Origin of the sequence: Nocardia sp. NPDC101769 (genome assembly GCF_044766925.1) — a bacterium.
Lineage (GTDB): Bacteria > Actinomycetota > Actinomycetes > Mycobacteriales > Mycobacteriaceae > Nocardia.
In genome coordinates, this window is the sequence record NZ_JBIWMX010000019.1 from 44,672 (window position 1) to 61,036 (window position 16,365).

Consider the following 16,365-nt stretch of genomic DNA (forward strand, 5'->3'; position numbering starts at 1 on the left):
GTTCGGCGCACTGGGCCGGCCGATCGGCCCGCAGGAGCGCTGAACCTCACCCGGCCGAATCCATCCCCTGAGCAGACCGGATCGTATATTCCGCGGTCTCGGAGCGTGCGTGCCGCGGAGCGCGGTATGGTCGCTGCGGAAAAGTACGTATGCCAACGGGGGCTCGCACCAGCGGGCTGAGAGGACGGCTAGTGGGCCGTCGACCGTATGAACCTGACCGGGTAATGCCGGCGTAGGGAGGATTCACCCATGTCATCGAGTCACGTCCCGAGCAACTCTGCACCCGTCGACACCGTGACAACCGGTCCCATCGAGGGCAGCGTCAAGCACTACCAGCAGGTCGAGGCCGACGGCACGACACTGCGGGTTCCGGTGCGGCGCATCAATCTCACCAATGGCGAGCACTTCGACGTGTACGACACCTCCGGTCCGTACACCGACGACACCGCCACCATCGATCTCGAGGCGGGGCTGCCCAAGCTGCGCGACACCTGGGACAAGCCGCAGGTCGACGGCCCGCCGACCCAGCTGGCCTGGGCCCGCCAGGGCATCATCACCAACGAGATGCGCTACATCGCGGCGCGCGAGGGCGTCGCGCCCGAGCTGGTGCGCGACGAGGTGGCCGCCGGTCGCGCGGTGATCCCGGCCAACCACCGCCACCCCGAGTCCGAGCCGATGATCATCGGCAAGAAGTTCGCGGTCAAGATCAATGCGAACATCGGCAATTCGGCCGTGAGCTCCTCCATCGCCGAGGAGGTGGAGAAGATGGTGTGGGCCACCCGCTGGGGCGCCGACACCATCATGGATCTGTCCACCGGCAAGAACATTCACGAGACCCGTGAGTGGATCCTGCGCAACTCCCCCGTCCCGGTCGGCACCGTGCCGATCTACCAGGCGCTGGAGAAGGTGAACGGCGACCCCACCAAGCTCACCTGGGAGATCTACCGCGACACCGTGATCGAGCAGGCCGAGCAGGGTGTCGACTACATGACGGTGCACGCCGGCGTGCTGCTGCGCTACGTGCCGCTGACCGCCAAGCGGGTCACCGGCATCGTGTCGCGCGGCGGTTCCATCATGGCGGCGTGGTGCCTGGCGCATCACCAGGAATCGTTCCTGTACACCAACTTCGCCGAGCTGTGCGAGATCCTGGCCGAGTACGACATCACCTTCTCGCTGGGTGACGGTCTGCGCCCGGGTTCCATCGCGGACGCCAATGACGAGGCCCAGTTCGCCGAGCTGCGCACCCTGGGCGAGCTCACCAAGATCGCGAAATCCTATGGCGTGCAGGTGATGATCGAGGGCCCGGGCCACGTGCCCATGCACAAGATCGTCGAGAACGTGAAGCTGGAGGAGGAGCTCTGCGAGGAGGCTCCCTTCTACACGCTCGGCCCGCTGGCCACCGATATCGCACCGGCCTACGACCACATCACCTCGGCCATCGGCGCGGCCATCATCGCGCAGGCGGGCACCGCCATGCTCTGTTACGTGACGCCCAAAGAGCACCTGGGCCTGCCCAACCGGGACGACGTGAAGGTCGGCGTGATCACCTACAAGATCGCCGCCCACTCCGCCGACCTGGCCAAGCAGCACCCGCGCGCTCAGGACCGCGACAACGCGCTGTCCAAGGCGCGCTTCGAGTTCCGCTGGACCGACCAGTTCAACCTCTCGCTGGACCCCGACACCGCCCGCCAGTACCACGACGAGACCCTCCCGGCCGAGCCCGCCAAGACCGCGCACTTCTGCTCCATGTGCGGCCCGAAGTTCTGCTCGATGCGCATCTCGCAGGACGTGCGCGACTACGCCGAGAAGCAGGGCCTCACCGATATCGCCGCCATCGAAGCGGGCATGGCGGAGAAGTCCGCCGAGTTCGCCGCCACCGGCAACCAGGTGTACCTGCCGGTCGTGTCCTAGGACCGCACCCGGTAATCAGCGAATCCGATTCGGGGCGGGCGGCTTTCGAGCTGCCCGCCCCGAATCGTGTTCCGGCCCGGTCCCATCGCCTCAGGCCCGGCTCGAGATCTGCTGGACGGCCCAGCTGTTGCCGTCCGGATCGTCGAAGAAGATGAACCCGCTGTTGTCCAGCGGGTCGCCCGCGGAAGGCGGCCCCGGCAGCACCTGGATGTCGCTGACCTCGACTCCGCGCGCGACCAGTTCAGCGCGGGCGCGCTTCAGATCCGGTACCACCAGCTGTAGCCCCTTGAGATATCCCGGCTCCATTTTCGGCACCACGCCCTCACCGATGACGATCGAGCAGCCCGACCCGGGGGGCGTGAGCTGACAGATCCGCGTCCCCTCCACGGGCCGGACATCGTGGTCCACATGGAACCCGAGCTTGGTGCTGTAGAAATCCTTGGCGCGGTCCACGTCCGACACGGGGACGATGACCACTTCGAGTGTCCAGTTCATGACAGTTCCTTCCGATTCGAGCGCTCTTGCGGAAGTCGGAGCCGAGCCGCGGAATTCATCATGGTTCAGGAACGAATGTCGGCACGTCCGCGGCGAACGCTATCGTGGGCCAGTGCGCCGTCGTTCGGGGCGGTGGTGGAAGCGGACGTGGGAGGGCTGTCGAGGCCCGAGCGTGCCCTAGACCGGGCGTTGCTGCTGTTCGATGTATTGGTGGAGAACGGAAATGGGTGCGCCGTCGACTGATCCGGCGAAGTAGGACCCCGACCATAGGCGTTTGGCTCGCCAGTAGTGGTGAACGAGGTCGGGGAACTCTTGGCGCAGCCTGCGTGAGGAGACGCCTTTGAGGGAGTTGACCAGTTTCGACACGGCGACTTTCGGTGGGAAGTTCACCAGTAGGTGAACGTGGTCGGCTTCGCCGTTGAATTCCACCAGCTCGCATTCGAAGTCGGCGCACACGTCCCGCATGATCTGCTCCATCCGGGCCAGGTGACGGTCGGTGAACACGCGATGCCGATATTTAGTGACGAAAACCAAGTGGACATGAAGCACGAAAACACAATGCCTGCCAGTGCGTATCGTATCGTCTTCTGCCATAAGCCAATACGGTACAGTCGGTCGTGTGCAGCTGTGGTACAACTTCCGCGTCTATCCGACACCCGGCCAGCAGGTTTCGCTGGCGCGAGCGTTCGGATGCGCTCGCGTGGTGTACAACGACGCGCTCGCGGCGCGGGAGGCCGCGCGCGTGAACGGGTTGCAGTACGTGAGCGACAGCGAGCTGAGCCAGGCGTTGACGGCAGCGAAGAAGGACCCGGGCCGGGAGTGGCTCGGTGAGGTGTCGGCGGTGGTGCTGCAACAGGCGCTGGCGGATTTGAACACTGCTTACCGGAATTTCTTCGCCTCGATCACCGGGAAACGCAAGGGCGGGCGGGTCGGTCGGCCGCGTTTCCGGTCCCGGAAGGACAACCGGCAGGCCATTCGATTCACCAAGAACGCGCGTTTCGCTGTCACGGCGGGCGGCAAGCTGCGGCTGCCGAAGATCGGGGACGTGTCGGTCCGCTGGTCGCGGGAACTGCCGTCTGCCCCGTCGTCGGTGACGGTCATCAAGGACGCGGTGGGCCGATATTTCGCGTCGTTCGTCGTAGTGACCGACGACCGGCCGTTGCCGTCGGTCGATTCGGAGGTCGGAATCGATTTGGGGTTGGCCACGTTCGCGGTCTTGTCGGATGGCAAGGTGATCGAGTCGCCGAAGTTCCTGCGCCGCGCCGAACGTCGCTTGCGGAAAGCGCAGCAGTCGTTGTCGCGCAAGGAGAAAGGTTCCAGCAACCGGGCCAAGGCTCGAGTCCGTGTGGCGAAGGCTCACGCCAAGGTGGCTGATACGCGCCGGGATTGGGCGCACAAGCATTCGACGCAGATCATTCGCGAGAATCAAACGGTGTTCGTCGAAGACTTGTGCGTGAAAGGTCTTGCACGGACCAGGTTGGCGAAGTCGGTGCACGATGCCGGGTGGGGCATGTTCACCCGCATGCTGGAGGAGAAAGCCCATCGGTACGGCCGGCATTTCGCGAAGGTGGATCGGTTCTTGCCATCGTCGCAGTTGTGCTCGGAGTGCGGGGCGATCGACGGACCGAAACCACTGTCGGTCCGGGAGTGGACGTGCGCATGTGGAACAACCCACGACCGGGATGCGAACGCCGCCAAGAACATTCTCGCCGCCGGACGGGCGGAGAGGTCAAATGCCTGCGGAGGGGCTGTCAGTCTTCCCGCCTAGCGGAAAGCGAGCCCCTGTGAAACAGGAACCCACCGAGAGCGCCCGCGAGGGCGCTGGCAGGAATCTCCGGCCTTCAGTCTTCAGGCGGAGAGGACGTCAACGTTCACTGGTCACGACGCTGCCAGCGTTGGGCGAATTCGCCGGGAACCGGTGGCGGGCCGGGCAGGTCGCCGGTGGCGGTGAGGCCGTCGATCAGCAGGGCCAGGACCCGGCGGCGCAGCTGGGCGGTGCGCTCGGGATCGGGCAGTGAAATCGTCGCGCAGGCTTCGAGGATCAGACCGAAGTCGGCGACGGTGACCCCGGGCCGCAGCCGCCCCGATTCCCGGGCCCGGCGCAGGAGTTGGTCATTGAGTTCGGCCGCGCGCTGGACGTCCGGGACGATCGACTCGTCCGGGGTGAAGGTGCCGGCCAGATGCACGGTCAGCGAGTGCACATCGGCGTCGACCACACGGTGCAGGAAGTCGACCAGTGCCGCCCAGCCGTCGGAATTCCCCAGAGCCGCTTCGGCTTCCGCGTTGTAGCGGCGCAGTCCGTCGTAGCAGAGGGTGCGCAGCAGCTCCTCCTTGCTCGGATAGCGGCGGTACAGCGCGCTGATCCCCACCCCCGCGCGCTCGGCGACGGCCGAGATCGGCGCCTTGGGTTCGGCCAGGAACACGTCCCGGGCGGCGGCCAGGATGAGCTCGTCGTTGCGCGCGGCCTGCGCCTTGCGGCCGGGCAGGGCGCGCTGAGCTGCGGGTTCGGCTGTGTTCGGCATGAATCCGAGCTTACCACTTGAACGGAATAATCCGTTCCGTTAAGCTTTGAACAGAATGAAGCATTCCGTTCCACCAAGGAGAGAATGATGAACGCCATCCGCCCCTTCCGCATCGATGTCCCACAGGCCCGGCTCGACGATCTGGCCGACCGGCTGCGTAAGGCGCTGTGGCCGGACGAGCTTCCGGGCGTGGGCGACGCGTACGGCGTCACCGGCGACCGCGTCCGCACGCTCGCCGAGTACTGGCTCGAGAAGTTCGATTGGCGGGCACTGGAGTCCGAGCTCAACGCCTACCCGCAGTTCACCACCGAGATCGACGGCGAGGACATCCACTTCCTGCACATCCGGTCCTCCAGGGCGGATGCCACCCCGGTCATCCTGACCCACGGCTGGCCCGGTTCCATCCTGGAGTACCTCGACGTCATCGAGCCGCTCACCGAGCCCGAGTCCGCGGATGATCCCGCCTTCCACCTGGTCATCCCGTCCCTGCCGGGCTACGGCTGGTCCGGCCCGACCCGGTCCAGCGGCTGGAACCGGTGGCGCACCGCCCGGGCCTGGGCCGAGCTGATGGAGCGGCTGGGCTACGCCCGCTACGGCGCCATCGGCAATGACGCGGGTTCCATGATCTCCCCCGAAATCGGCCGCATCGCCCCCGATCGGGTGGTAGGAGTCCATGTGACGCAACTGTTCTCGTTCCCCTCCGGCGATCCGGCGGAAATGGCCGACCTGTCCGCCGAGGATCAGGCGGGGCTGGTCCACCTGAAGTGGTTCTACGACAACAAGATGGCTTTCAACACCCTGCAGAGCCAGCAGCCACAGACCCTGGCCTTCGCGCTCGCGGATTCGCCGGTGGGCCTGCTGGGCTGGAATTCCCAGCTGTTCCCCGAGAGCGCCGACATGGACTTCGTGATCGGCAATGTGGCCCTCTACTGGCTGACCGGCACCGCCGCCTCGTCGATCCGCTTCTACTACGAGGACGCCCACGCCACCGAAGTGCCGCAGGGGCCCACCACCACCCCGACCGGACTGGCCATGTTCAAGGGCGACTTCCAGTCCATCCGCCGCTTCGCCGAGCGGGATCACGCGAACATCGTGAGCTGGCACGCCTACGACGTGAACTCGATGGGCTCGACCAGCGCCAACGATGCGGCGGGACACTACGCCGCGCACGAGGCGACCGACGTGCTGGTCGCGGATATTCGCGAATTCTTCGCCGGGCTGCGCTGATTCGCCTGGCTCCCCTCGAAGGCCGGCCTGGTTCATCCCCGGGCCGGCCCGGATCCTCCCCGGGTTCGCGAAACGCGCGGCGATGGTCCCCGCCGACTCCCGTTGATGTACTGAATTCATTGTCGCAACAACGAATTACACGACGTTAGCGTCATGAAGGTCGCCATTTCCGGAGCCGGACCCGGTGTGCCGCCGATCAGAAGCCGAAAACCTCTGCCATGGAGATGGATTCGTCGTCCCAGCGCCGTTCTATGGCCGCACGCTCGGCATCCGGGAGGTACGGATCCCATCCGGCCCTGCGCCAGAAGGCTTCTCGATGCTCATCGCTGAGGGGATGCGGCGTGCTCATGGCGGATTCCCTGGATCGTGACGACCGTCACATCGATTCTAGCGACCGGGTAGATCACTTGCGGCGAGTCGCAGCGCCACTTGTGTGCGACGGAAGAACCGAGCACTCGTCCCCCATCGGGTACGAGCGCTCAGTCCTGTTGTGGCGGTGGCAAGCCCGCCGGTTATGTGGTCTTCGGCGAGGTCAGGTCGTAGAGGGTGATGCCGTCCGCCTCCTGCGAGTTGAAGTGCTCCTTCACCCACGCGGTGATCTGCGAGCTCTGGCTCTGGTTGTTGCCGTTGCCGCCGCGGTCGCCACCCATCTGGTTGCCGCTGATGAAGTAATGGATCCGGCCGACCTGCACGTACTCCTCGAACTGGGACAGTGTGGGCGAGGGATCGCTGCCGTTGAAGCCACCGATCGGCATCACCGGCAGCTGGGTCGCCAGCTGGAATCCGGCCGCCGAATTCGAGCTGACCGTCGCCGCCACCCAGGTGTACTCGGAGCCGTCGGCCTTCAGCAGCGCGGTGACCTTGTCGCTCGGTTTGCTCGCGCTCATCATGTTGCCCGCCGGGCCGCCGAATCCGCCCGGGCCGCCGTCGTTTCCGGCATTGCCGCCGGGGCCGTCGGCCGCGGTGTCACCGTGGTTCATGCCCATGCCGTGCTGACCGCCACCCGGCTGCCCGCTGGGCATGCCATGGTTGCCGCCGCGCGGCCCGCCCGGACCCCAGGCGCCGCGCACCGCGGGTCCGGCCGAAGGCATCGGCCCCTGGTGCGCGGTGGCGATGCCATCCACGGCGTAGGCGGCCGGACCCGCCAGACCGACCAGTAACGCGGCCGCCGCGCCGGCCAGACCGGCCTTGCGGGGCAGGCGAATCAGCAGGAGCACGGTGGCGACAATGCCGCCCACCAGGATCACCCAGCGCAGCCACGGCACGAAGGACGTGCTGCGGGACAGGATGATCCACGCCGTGGCCGTGGTCAGGCCCATGGCGAGGACGGCGGCCAGGCGCACCCACAGCCGATCTCGGTGCTGCCAGGCGAGCACCGAGCCCGCACCGATCAGCGCGGCCACGGCCGGAGCCAGCGCCACCGTGTAGTACGGGTGGAAGATGCCCTTCATGAGGCTGAAGACCAGCCCGGTGCCCACCAGCCAGCCGCCGAACAGGATGAGCGTGGCGCGCTGGGGATCGGTGCGGGTCAGCTTGCCGCGCAGGGCGATTCCGGCCACCAGCAGCACCAGGGCGGCCGGGATGAGCCAGGCGATCTGACCGGCCTGCGCCGGTTCGAACAGCCGCCCGATGCCGGGCGTGCCCCACATGCCGCCACCGCCGGTCGGCAGCTGGTCGCCGCCGCCGACGCTGCCGCGCTCATTGCCGTCGAGGCGGCCCAGACCGTTGTAGCCGAGGGTGAGTTCGATGATCGAATTGTGCTGTGAGCCACCGAAGTACGGGCGATCCGAGGCCGGCCACAGCTCGGCCAGCAGCACCCACCAGCCCGCGCCCGCCGCCATGGCCGCGGCCGCGCCGAACAGCTGCGCGATGCGCTTGCCCAGCTCGGGCGGGCCCGCGATCAGGTAGGTCAGCGCCAGCGCGGGCACCACCAGCAGCACCTGCAACTGCTTGGCCAGGAAGCCGAGTCCGATGAACGCGCCGGTGAGCAGCACCCAGCGCCAGCGGCCGTCGGCCACCGCGCGGGTCATGGCCCAGGCCGCGGCCAGCATGAGGAAAACCAGCATGGCGTCCGGGTTGTCGAACCGGAACATCACGGCGGCAATGGGAGTCACCGCCAGCACCAGGCCGGCCAGCAGTCCGGCGCTCGCGCCGAAGGTGCGGCGCACGATGGCCCACAGCAGCGCGACCGAGGCCACGCCGAGCAGGGCCTGCGGCAGCAGCATGCTCCAGCTGTGCAGGCCGAAGATCCGCACCGAGATCTCCATGGGCCACAGCGACAGTGGCGTCTTGTCCACGGTGATGGAGTTGGCCGCGTCGGAGGAGCCGAAGAACATGGCCTTCCACGACACCGAACCCGCCTGCACGGCGGCCGCGTAGAAGGAGTTGGCCCAGCCGTTGGCGGACAGGTTCCAGATGTAGGCGATGGCGGTGCCGATCAGCAGGGCCGTCAGCGCCAGGTACTCCCGGCGGTCGGTGCGGGCCCCGGCCGGCTCGGCCGGGGGCGGGGCGAGCCGGGGCTCGGTCAGTGTCGCGGTCATCGGTCGCCTCCTCGGTCAGCTCGATCGGTGGGGGTGTCGGAGGGGGTGGCCCAGTACGGCAGATCGCCGTGTTCGGGGTGGCACCGGCCGGGGAAGTCCACTCGCACCAGCCGGAAGCCGTCGTTCGGAAGCGCCTGTGGCGCAGGGAAGATCGTGGTCACCGAACCGCCTCGGGCACGGGATGCCGTCCGGCATTGCGGAAGACCCAGCGCAGACCGACGAAGCGCAGCAGGGTGGCGACCAGGTTGGCGACCACCAACACCAGCAGTTCCAGGTGCACCGCCGCATTCGGGGCCCAGTGGTGCAGGGTGTAGAGCGAGCCACTGGTCAGCGCCAGGCCGACGCCGAAGATGATCAGCCCCTGGAAGTGGTGCGACACCGCCTGACTGGTCCCGCGCACCCCGAAGGTGAAGGCGCGGTTGGCGGCGGTATTGCCGATCGCGGTGACCAGCAGGGCCAGGAAGTTGGCGGCCTGCGCGCCCGTGATGCCCTGCAGCAGGACGTAGAGCAGCAGGTAGGCCAGGGTCGAGGTGACGCCGACGATGCCGAAGCGCACCAGCTGCCCGACCATGCCCAGCGGCACGCCCTCCACCAGCGGCTCGCGGCCGATGGCGGCGCGCAGCTCGTTGATGGGCAGCCGGCCGGTGGTCAGCGCGCGGCCGACCCGCCAGACGCCGAGCAGGTCCTTGCGGGCGGTGTCGACGATGTCCACCCGGGAGTCCGGGTCGTCGATCCAGTCCACCGGCACCTCGTGGATGCGCAGCCCGATGCGCTCGGCCAGCACCAGCAGTTCGGTGTCGAAGAACCACTCGCCGTCCTCGACCAGCGGCAGCACCAGCTTGGCCACGTCGCCGCGCATGGCCTTGAAGCCGCACTGCGCGTCGGAGAACTTGGCCTGCAGCGAGGCCCGCAGGATCAGGTTGTAGCAGCGGGAGATGATCTCGCGCTTGGGCCCGCGCACCACCCGCGAGGAGGAGGCCAGCCGGGTGCCGATGGCGACATCGGAGTGCCCGGACACCAGCGGCGCGACCAGCGGTAGCAGCGCGTTGAGGTCGGTGGACAGGTCGACGTCCATGTAGGCGACGACCTGGGCGTCGGAGGCCTGCCAGACCTCGCGCAACGCGCGGCCGCGGCCCTTGCGGTCCAGGTGCACCACCCGCACGCCGTCCATCTGGTCGGCCAGCTGCCGGGCCACCTCGAGGGTGCTGTCGGTGGAGGCATTGTCGGCGATGGTGATGCGCGCCGTGAAGGGGAAGTTCAGCGTGAGGAACGCATGCAGTCTGCGCACGCAGGGGCCGAGGTCGACCTCTTCGTTGTAGACCGGAACGACCACATCCACGACGGGCGCGGTCACTGCTTCTGCGGGTTCCGCCGCCCGCACGGCGGTCACGGTGTCGCTCATGCAGACCAATCTCGATCACCAGACTCACATCAGTCTGCGGCCTGCCTGGGAGGTTCCTGGGAGCCGCTTGCCTCGGCGTCGATTTCGTGCAGTGCGCGACCCCGGATCGAGATCGCGCGGACCCCGCGGTGATCGGGCTAGCTCGGTCCGAGATGCAGCCGCCACAACGGGGAGACCGGTCCGTGTCCTTTGCCCAGGTCGTACGACGCTTCCAGGCAGCGGAAGGTCCATTCCTTGGCGAAGGCGACGGCGTCGGGGACGGAGTAGCCGTGGGCAAGCGCGCAGCAGATGGACGCGGCCAGGGTGTCGCCGCCGCCGTGGTCGTTGCCGGTCGCCAGGCGCCGGGCCGGGAGTTCGTGGAAGGTGTCGCCGTCGAAGAGCAGGTCGGTGGACTGCTCGGAGGTGCGCAGGTGGCCGCCCTTGACGATGGCCCACTGCGGGCCGAGCGCGATGAGCGCCTCGGCGGCCTTGCGGGCGGAAGCGTCGTCGACCACGTCGATGCCGGTGATCAGGCGGACCTCGTCGAGGTTCGGGGTGACCACGGTGGCCAGCGGAATCAGGGTGTTGCGCACCGCATCCAGGGCCTCGGCGTGCAACAGGGCGTCGCCGTGCATGGAGGCGGCGACCGGATCGACCACCAGCGGGATGCTGCCCTGGTTTCCGATGCCGACCTCGCGGCAAACCCCCGCCACCGCCTCGATAATGGCGGTGGAGGCCAGCATGCCGGTCTTGGCCGCGCCGATTCCGATGTCGCCGACCACGGTTCGCACCTGGTCGGCCACGATCTGCGGCGGGATCTCGTGGAAACCGCTGACGCCGAGGGTGTTCTGCACGGTCACCGCGGCGACCGCCACGCACGCGTGCACACCGCACAGGGCCATGGTGCGGGAGTCGGCCTGGATCCCCGCGCCGCCGCCGGAGTCGGTGCCCGCGATGGTGAGGGCGCGGACCGGGGTGGTGCCGTTCGGGGCGAGCGTTAGGAGTTGCACGGTGCCTATTTTGCCCTCCGCTTCGCTCCGGGCGGGTTCGCGGCGCTGAAGGTCTCGTTCTTCGCTCCCTCCGCACGGAGTTCGATTGCCCTCCGCTCCGCTCCGGGCGGGTTCGCGGCGCTGGAGGTCTCGTCCTTCCCTCCCTCCGCTCCTCCGCTTCGCTCCCCCGCTCCGCTCAGTCCAGAACGAGACGCGCCGCGAACCAGGAGGGATCAAACCTCCACTGTTGAAAACCATTATCATTAACTCGTGACTTCAACTCAGCTGCCTGTGACCGTGCTGTCGGGATTCCTCGGTGCGGGCAAGACGACCCTGCTCAACCACATCCTGGCCAACCGGGAGGGCCGCCGGGTGGCGGTCATCGTCAATGACATGAGCGAGGTGAACATCGACGCGGCACTGGTCGCGGGACAGGGGCACCTGGACCGCACCGAGGAGAAACTGATCGAACTCACCAACGGCTGCATCTGCTGCACGCTGCGCGAGGACCTCATCGAATCGGTGGGAAAACTGGCCCGGGAGGGGCGCTTCGACCAGCTGGTCATCGAATCCACCGGGATCTCCGAGCCGATGCCGGTGGCGGCCACCTTCGAGTGGGAGTTCGAGGACGGCTTTCAGCTCGGTGAACTCGCGCGCCTGGACACCATGGTGACGGTCGTGGACTGCTCCACCTTCCTCGCCGACGTGGTGAAGGGGCAGGCTCTGGCCGAGCGGAATCTGCAAGCGGGAGAAGGGGATGCGCGCACCATCGCCGACCTGCTCGTCGATCAGGTCGAGTTCGCGAACGTGCTGGTGCTCAACAAGACCGACCTGGTGAGCGCGAATGCTCTCGGGACCGTGGAGGCCACGATCCGGCGGTTGAACCCGGGCGCGCGAATCCTGCGGACCGCGCACGGCGTCGTCGACCTCGCCGAGGTCCTCGACACCGGGCGCTACAACCCCGATCTCGCCGCCCAATTCGACGGCTGGGACGAGGAATTGGCCGGCGGCCACACTCCCGAAACCGAGGAATACGGCATCAGCAGCCTCACCTTCACCGCCGACCGCCCCTTCCACCCCGAACGCCTGGACGCCGCCCTCGCCCAACTACGGAGACTGCTCCGCAGCAAGGGCTTCTTCTGGCTGGCGAGCCGCCCCGACCTGGCCGCCATCTGGTCTCAAGCCGGCCCGAACCTGACCTTCGAAGCCGGCGCCTACTGGGACGTCCTCGACATGCGGCCCGGCCAGGAGATCGTCTTCATCGGCATCGAACTCGACCGGCCCCACGTCCACGACCTGCTGACCTCAGCCCTCCTCACCGACGCCGAACTGGCTGCGGGCCAACAGGAATGGCTCACTTACGCCGACCCCTTCCCGTCGTGGGGACCATCCCACCACCACCCCTGACCAGCCGGACCAGCTACGACTGCACTCGAACCCACCGCCCGTGACGCAGGTCATTCGAAGGTGATGTCACAAGACCGGAGGATTTCGACTCTTGTGTGCGAATCGCTGAAAAGGAGTCGCCACCATGAACATCGCCCTGTGGATCTGCGCCGGACTGCTCGCAGCCGTAGCCCTCTTCGGCGGCCTCACGAAAATCGTCGTCCCCAAGGAGAAGCTGGCCGCCGCCCCCGGCGGCGGCTGGACCGGCGACGCCACCGCCACGTTCGTCACAACCCTCGGCGGCCTGGAAGTCCTGGCCGCCCTCGGCCTCACTCTCCCCGCAGTCCTGGACACAGCCCCGTTCATGGTCCCGGTAACCGCCGTCTGCTGGATCCTCCTGATGATCGGCGCCATGATCACCCACCTCGGCCACGGCGACCGAGCAGCCTTGACAGCCAACGTCCTCTACCTGGCCCTGGCCCTCTTCATCGCGGTAGACCGCTTCTGGCTCCACCCGTTCTGACCAGCACCCGACTGCCGAGTGCCCAACCGAGATCCGGTGCTACCCGATGCTCGGCATGATGCCCCGGCCGCAACCGCACAGTGTCGTGCAGCGGCAGCTCGGCCGGCTCATCCACCAGTGCGGTGCGATCTTGCGGGGACCGGCCGGAACCGGGTCCAGTGACCGGGTCAAGCGATGAGTTTTCCGGTGAGGTCGTAGCGCACGGTCTTGATGTGGGCTTGATCGACCATCACGCTGGCCTCGATGAGGGGTTCGGGGTCCTTCAGATTCTCGAGGGCCGTGACCGACATGAGGGTGCCGCCGGGTGTACCCGCATCGTTGAGCGCAGTGCTCTGCACCTTCATCAGGACCTGCGGAGAGACCGAGTCACGTTTGAAGACACGCTGCGTCCCCTGCTCGGGCGTGAGCGCCACAACCGTCTCTGCCGCCGAGACCGCCTGCGACTGCGGGTCGTAGGTGTAGACGGTCATGCTGCGGTCCTTGTCGGGGGTGAGCACCCCTACGACGACCGATCGCTTCTGATTGTGCTGAACGGCCGCGAGCTGGACGGTCACATTCATATAGTCGGCCGACGCCGGCCACAGCTGAGAAGCTCGCGGCCCGTTCACTTTCGGTCATGCCAGGAGTCGAGCTTGGTGGCCCCGAGAATGACGTGCGTGCCGAAGAACTCTTGCGCCAGCCGAAATCATCACGATCACACCGAATTTCGACCCACCGGCGGATGGTCAGTGCCGGGCGGCCAAGGCGGTGTGGAGGGTGGCGGCCCACTGCTGCACGATTTCCTTGCGGCGCAAGGAGTCGTCGGTGAGGACATCGGCGAGCCCCAGGCCGCGGGCCAGGTCGAGGGTGGCCTGCACCAGGTGGTGCGCGACCGGATCCGAGTCGTCCACACCCAGCGCCTCGACCGCCATCCGATGCGAGATGCGGCCGAAGCGGGCTTCCATCGGGACGATTCGTTCACGCAGGGCCGGGTCGGCGGCCGCGTGGGTCCACACCTGCAGCGCCGCCTTGAACAGCGGGCTGGTGTAGGACTCGACCAGACCGGCCACCACCGCCTCGGTGCGTGCGACGCCCTCGGCAACGTCGGCGACCGCGAGGGCGTCGGCCTTGGCCTGGTCCATCCGGGTGTCGAACATGTACTCCAGTGCGGCGGTGATCAGATCCTCACGGGTGGGGAAGTGATGCTGGGCCGCACCACGCGACACCCCGGCCCGTTCGGCCACCACGGCGACCGTGGCGGCCGCCCAGCCCGTCTGGGCCAGGCAGTCGATGGTCGCCTCCAGCAGCCGCTGCCGGGTGGCCCGGCTGCGGTCCTGCTTGGGTTCGTGGGGTGTCGCCATGGTTGCCTATTCTGCCCAGCTGGGCGGGCGGCGCTGCATGAAGGCTGTGATGCCCTCGATCACCTCGGGGGTGCCGAAGAAGCTCGCGGAGCGTTTGGCCAGGTCCTCTGCCCCGCGATCGAAGGCCGTGAGCAGGTCCGCGTTGACGAGCTGCTTGGCTTCGGCCAGGCCCTGCGGTGAGCCCTTGCGGAGCTCACCGAGCAGGCGCGCGGTCTCGGTCGCGGGGTCGTCGGCGGCGACGGTGACGAGGCCGATGCGTTCGGCCTCGGCCGCGTCGAAGGTCTCGCCGGTCTGGAAGTAGCGGGCCGCCGACCGGCCGGTCATGCGCGGCAGCAGGGTCAGCGAGATCATGAACGGGGCCAGCCCGATCCGCACCTCGGTCAGCGCGAAGCTGCTGCTCCGCCCGGCGACCACGAGGTCGCAGGCGGCGATGATGCCCATGCCACCCGCCCGCACATTGCCGTCCACCCGTGCCACCACGGGCTTGGGCATGGCGAGGATGTCGCGCAGCACCGAGATCATCCAGCGGGTGCGGATATCGGCGGCGGCGGCCGGGTCGGCGTCCACCGCCTCCTTGAGATCCGCACCCGCGCAGAAGGTGTTGCCGGTGTGGGTGAGCACCACCCCACGCACCGCATCGTCCCCGGCCGCCCGCTCCAGGCCCGCCAGCAGTTCGGTGACCAGCCGGGAGGACAGGGCGTTGCGATTGTGCGGGGAGTCCAGGGTCAGTACCGCGAATCCGTCGCGCACCTCGTAGCGCACGAACGGCGCGTCCGCGGCGGCACCGGCTGTGTCGGTCATCGAATACTCCTGCTGCTGTGTGGCTTTCGGGTGCGGGAGGGACGAGTGACGGTGGCCGCGCACACCGCCGCCACTCGTCGCCCCGGTCAGTAGGACCGGGGCAGGCCGAGCGAGTGCTGGGCCACGAAGTTGAGGATCATCTCGCGGCTGACCGGGGCCACCCGGGCGATGCGCGCAGCGGCCAGCATGCCCGCCAGGCCCACATCCGAGGTCAGGCCGGAACCTCCGTGGGTCTGGATGGCCTGGTCGAGAGCCTTGATACTGGCCTCGGCCGCAGCGTATTTCGCCATATTGGCGGCCTCGGCCGCGCCGAAGTCGTCACCGGAGTCGTAGAGGAACGCGGCCTTCTGCATCATGACCTTGGCCAGCTCCAGCTCGATCTTCACCTGCGCCAGCGGATGCGAGATGCCCTGGTGCGAGCCGATCGGCGCACCCTTCCACACCGCGCGCTCCTTGGCGTAGGCCACGGCGCGGTCGATGGCGTAGCGGCCCATGCCGACCGCCATGGCCGCGCCCATGATGCGCTCCGGGTTCAGGCCCGCGAACAGCTGCGCGATAGCGGCGTCCTCCTGGCCGACCAGGGCGGTGGCGGGCAGCCGCACATCGTCGAGGAACAGCGTGAACTGGTTGTCCGGCTCGAGGATGTCCATCTCCTGCTTCGTCTTCACGAAGCCGGGGGCATCGGTGGGAACGATGAACAGGGCGGGCTGCAGGTTGCCGGTCTTGGCGTTCTCGGAACGGGCCACGATGAGCACCGCCTCGGCCTGGTCCACGCCGGAGATGAAGATCTTGCGGCCGTTGAGGATCCAGTCCTCGCCATCGCGGCGGGCGGTCGTGGTGATCTTGTGCGAGTTGGAGCCCGCGTCCGGCTCGGTGATACCGAAGACCATCTTGGACGAACCGTCGGCCAGCTTGGTCAGCCAGTGCTGCTTCTGCGCCTCGGTGCCGTACTTGGTGAGGATGGTGCCGCAGATGGCGGGCGAGACCACCATGAGCAGCAGGCCACAGCCCTGCGCCGCCAATTCCTCTTGCACGAGCGCGAGTTCGTAGATGCCCGCGCCACCGCCGCCGTACTCCTCGGGCAGGTTCACGCCCAGGAAGCCGAGCTTGCCGGCCTCGTCCCACAGCTCGTCGAAGGGCTCGTTGCGCCGGGCCTTGGGTCCGGCGTAGTCGCGGAAGTTGTACTTGGCGGCCAGCTTGGCCACCGCGGCCCGCAGCGCCTTCTGCTCGTCGGTCTCGATGAAACTCAT

Annotated in this window: 16 protein-coding genes and 1 riboswitch; of the genes, 5 read left to right on the forward strand and 11 right to left on the reverse strand. The window is 67.7% G+C overall.

Annotated elements, in window-relative coordinates; genetic code table 11:
• The first annotated feature begins 145 nt into the window (after positions 1–145).
• Positions 146–256, forward strand: a riboswitch (TPP riboswitch).
• Complete coding sequence (gene thiC / locus ACIRRA_RS26925) at positions 250–1,911, forward strand: phosphomethylpyrimidine synthase ThiC (protein WP_402773449.1); 1,662 nt, start codon at positions 250–252, stop codon at positions 1,909–1,911. It overlaps the preceding riboswitch by 7 nt.
• A gap of 90 nt (positions 1,912–2,001) precedes the next feature.
• On the opposite strand, the gene ACIRRA_RS26930 is transcribed toward thiC, so the two are convergent.
• Together ACIRRA_RS26930 and tnpA are read right to left on the reverse strand one after the other, a co-directional pair.
• Entirely contained in the window at positions 2,002–2,406 is a 405-nt protein-coding gene (locus ACIRRA_RS26930) for a VOC family protein (protein WP_402773451.1), read from the reverse strand.
• Positions 2,407–2,583: 177 nt separating this feature from the next.
• Entirely contained in the window at positions 2,584–3,000 is a 417-nt protein-coding gene (tnpA, locus tag ACIRRA_RS26935; RefSeq protein ID WP_402773453.1) for an IS200/IS605 family transposase, read from the reverse strand.
• Between the two features lie 25 nt (positions 3,001–3,025).
• Here tnpA and ACIRRA_RS26940 point away from each other — a divergent pair, with 25 nt between their 5' ends.
• Entirely contained in the window at positions 3,026–4,174 is a 1,149-nt protein-coding gene (locus ACIRRA_RS26940) for an RNA-guided endonuclease InsQ/TnpB family protein (RefSeq protein ID WP_402773455.1), read from the forward strand.
• A 103-nt stretch (positions 4,175–4,277) separates the two neighbouring features.
• Here the strand turns inward: ACIRRA_RS26940 and ACIRRA_RS26945 are convergent, their stop codons facing one another.
• Positions 4,278–4,928: a TetR/AcrR family transcriptional regulator gene (locus ACIRRA_RS26945; RefSeq protein WP_402773457.1), complete on the reverse strand. Its 651-nt coding sequence runs from the start codon at positions 4,926–4,928 to the stop codon at positions 4,278–4,280.
• Between the two features lie 87 nt (positions 4,929–5,015).
• Between ACIRRA_RS26945 and ACIRRA_RS26950 the strand changes: the two genes are divergently transcribed.
• Positions 5,016–6,155, forward strand: a complete 1,140-nt coding sequence (locus ACIRRA_RS26950) for an epoxide hydrolase family protein (protein ID WP_402773459.1) — start codon at positions 5,016–5,018, stop codon at positions 6,153–6,155.
• A 196-nt stretch (positions 6,156–6,351) separates the two neighbouring features.
• On the opposite strand, the gene ACIRRA_RS26955 is transcribed toward ACIRRA_RS26950, so the two are convergent.
• The 4 genes from ACIRRA_RS26955 to thiD form a co-directional block, all read right to left on the reverse strand.
• Positions 6,352–6,504, reverse strand: a complete 153-nt coding sequence (locus tag ACIRRA_RS26955; RefSeq protein WP_364619771.1) for a hypothetical protein — start codon at positions 6,502–6,504, stop codon at positions 6,352–6,354.
• Positions 6,505–6,667: 163 nt separating this feature from the next.
• Positions 6,668–8,695: a glycosyltransferase family 39 protein gene (locus ACIRRA_RS26960; RefSeq protein ID WP_402773462.1), complete on the reverse strand. Its 2,028-nt coding sequence runs from the start codon at positions 8,693–8,695 to the stop codon at positions 6,668–6,670.
• Positions 8,696–8,852: 157 nt separating this feature from the next.
• Positions 8,853–10,097, reverse strand: a complete 1,245-nt coding sequence (locus ACIRRA_RS26965; protein ID WP_402773465.1) for a glycosyltransferase — start codon at positions 10,095–10,097, stop codon at positions 8,853–8,855.
• Positions 10,098–10,234: 137 nt separating this feature from the next.
• Positions 10,235–11,086: a bifunctional hydroxymethylpyrimidine kinase/phosphomethylpyrimidine kinase gene (thiD, locus tag ACIRRA_RS26970; RefSeq protein ID WP_402773467.1), complete on the reverse strand. Its 852-nt coding sequence runs from the start codon at positions 11,084–11,086 to the stop codon at positions 10,235–10,237.
• Between the two features lie 249 nt (positions 11,087–11,335).
• Between thiD and ACIRRA_RS26975 the strand changes: the two genes are divergently transcribed.
• Entirely contained in the window at positions 11,336–12,472 is a 1,137-nt protein-coding gene (locus ACIRRA_RS26975; protein WP_402773470.1) for a GTP-binding protein, read from the forward strand.
• Positions 12,473–12,596: 124 nt separating this feature from the next.
• Positions 12,597–12,974: a DoxX family protein gene (locus ACIRRA_RS26980; protein WP_402773472.1), complete on the forward strand. Its 378-nt coding sequence runs from the start codon at positions 12,597–12,599 to the stop codon at positions 12,972–12,974.
• Between the two features lie 167 nt (positions 12,975–13,141).
• On the opposite strand, the gene ACIRRA_RS26985 is transcribed toward ACIRRA_RS26980, so the two are convergent.
• The 4 genes from ACIRRA_RS26985 to ACIRRA_RS27000 form a co-directional block, all read right to left on the reverse strand.
• Positions 13,142–13,528: a hypothetical protein gene (locus ACIRRA_RS26985; RefSeq protein WP_402773474.1), complete on the reverse strand. Its 387-nt coding sequence runs from the start codon at positions 13,526–13,528 to the stop codon at positions 13,142–13,144.
• A gap of 171 nt (positions 13,529–13,699) precedes the next feature.
• Positions 13,700–14,314 (reverse strand): TetR/AcrR family transcriptional regulator, encoded by a 615-nt coding sequence (locus ACIRRA_RS26990; protein ID WP_357004891.1) that lies wholly within the window; start codon positions 14,312–14,314, stop codon positions 13,700–13,702.
• A gap of 6 nt (positions 14,315–14,320) precedes the next feature.
• A complete protein-coding gene (locus ACIRRA_RS26995; protein ID WP_402773478.1) occupies positions 14,321–15,115 on the reverse strand; it encodes an enoyl-CoA hydratase family protein in 795 nt (264 codons plus the stop codon).
• Between the two features lie 86 nt (positions 15,116–15,201).
• Entirely contained in the window at positions 15,202–16,365 is a 1,164-nt protein-coding gene (locus tag ACIRRA_RS27000) for an acyl-CoA dehydrogenase family protein (RefSeq protein ID WP_402773481.1), read from the reverse strand.

Bases quoted from the DNA above. Each gene is read 5' to 3' on its own strand.
- ACIRRA_RS27000 (WP_402773481.1), bottom strand. From the start codon at position 16,365: ATGAGTTTCATCGAGACCGACGAGCAGAAGGCGCTGCGGGCCGCGGTG.
- thiC (WP_402773449.1), top strand. From the start codon at position 250: ATGTCATCGAGTCACGTCCCGAGCAACTCTGCACCCGTCGACACCGTG.
- tnpA (WP_402773453.1), bottom strand. From the start codon at position 3,000: ATGGCAGAAGACGATACGATACGCACTGGCAGGCATTGTGTTTTCGTG.
- ACIRRA_RS26955 (WP_364619771.1), bottom strand. From the start codon at position 6,504: ATGAGCACGCCGCATCCCCTCAGCGATGAGCATCGAGAAGCCTTCTGG.
- ACIRRA_RS26990 (WP_357004891.1), bottom strand. From the start codon at position 14,314: ATGGCGACACCCCACGAACCCAAGCAGGACCGCAGCCGGGCCACCCGG.
- ACIRRA_RS26995 (WP_402773478.1), bottom strand. From the start codon at position 15,115: ATGACCGACACAGCCGGTGCCGCCGCGGACGCGCCGTTCGTGCGCTAC.
- ACIRRA_RS26965 (WP_402773465.1), bottom strand. From the start codon at position 10,097: ATGAGCGACACCGTGACCGCCGTGCGGGCGGCGGAACCCGCAGAAGCA.
- ACIRRA_RS26980 (WP_402773472.1), top strand. From the start codon at position 12,597: ATGAACATCGCCCTGTGGATCTGCGCCGGACTGCTCGCAGCCGTAGCC.
- ACIRRA_RS26930 (WP_402773451.1), bottom strand. From the start codon at position 2,406: ATGAACTGGACACTCGAAGTGGTCATCGTCCCCGTGTCGGACGTGGAC.
- ACIRRA_RS26960 (WP_402773462.1), bottom strand. From the start codon at position 8,695: ATGACCGCGACACTGACCGAGCCCCGGCTCGCCCCGCCCCCGGCCGAG.
- ACIRRA_RS26945 (WP_402773457.1), bottom strand. From the start codon at position 4,928: ATGCCGAACACAGCCGAACCCGCAGCTCAGCGCGCCCTGCCCGGCCGC.
- ACIRRA_RS26950 (WP_402773459.1), top strand. From the start codon at position 5,016: ATGAACGCCATCCGCCCCTTCCGCATCGATGTCCCACAGGCCCGGCTC.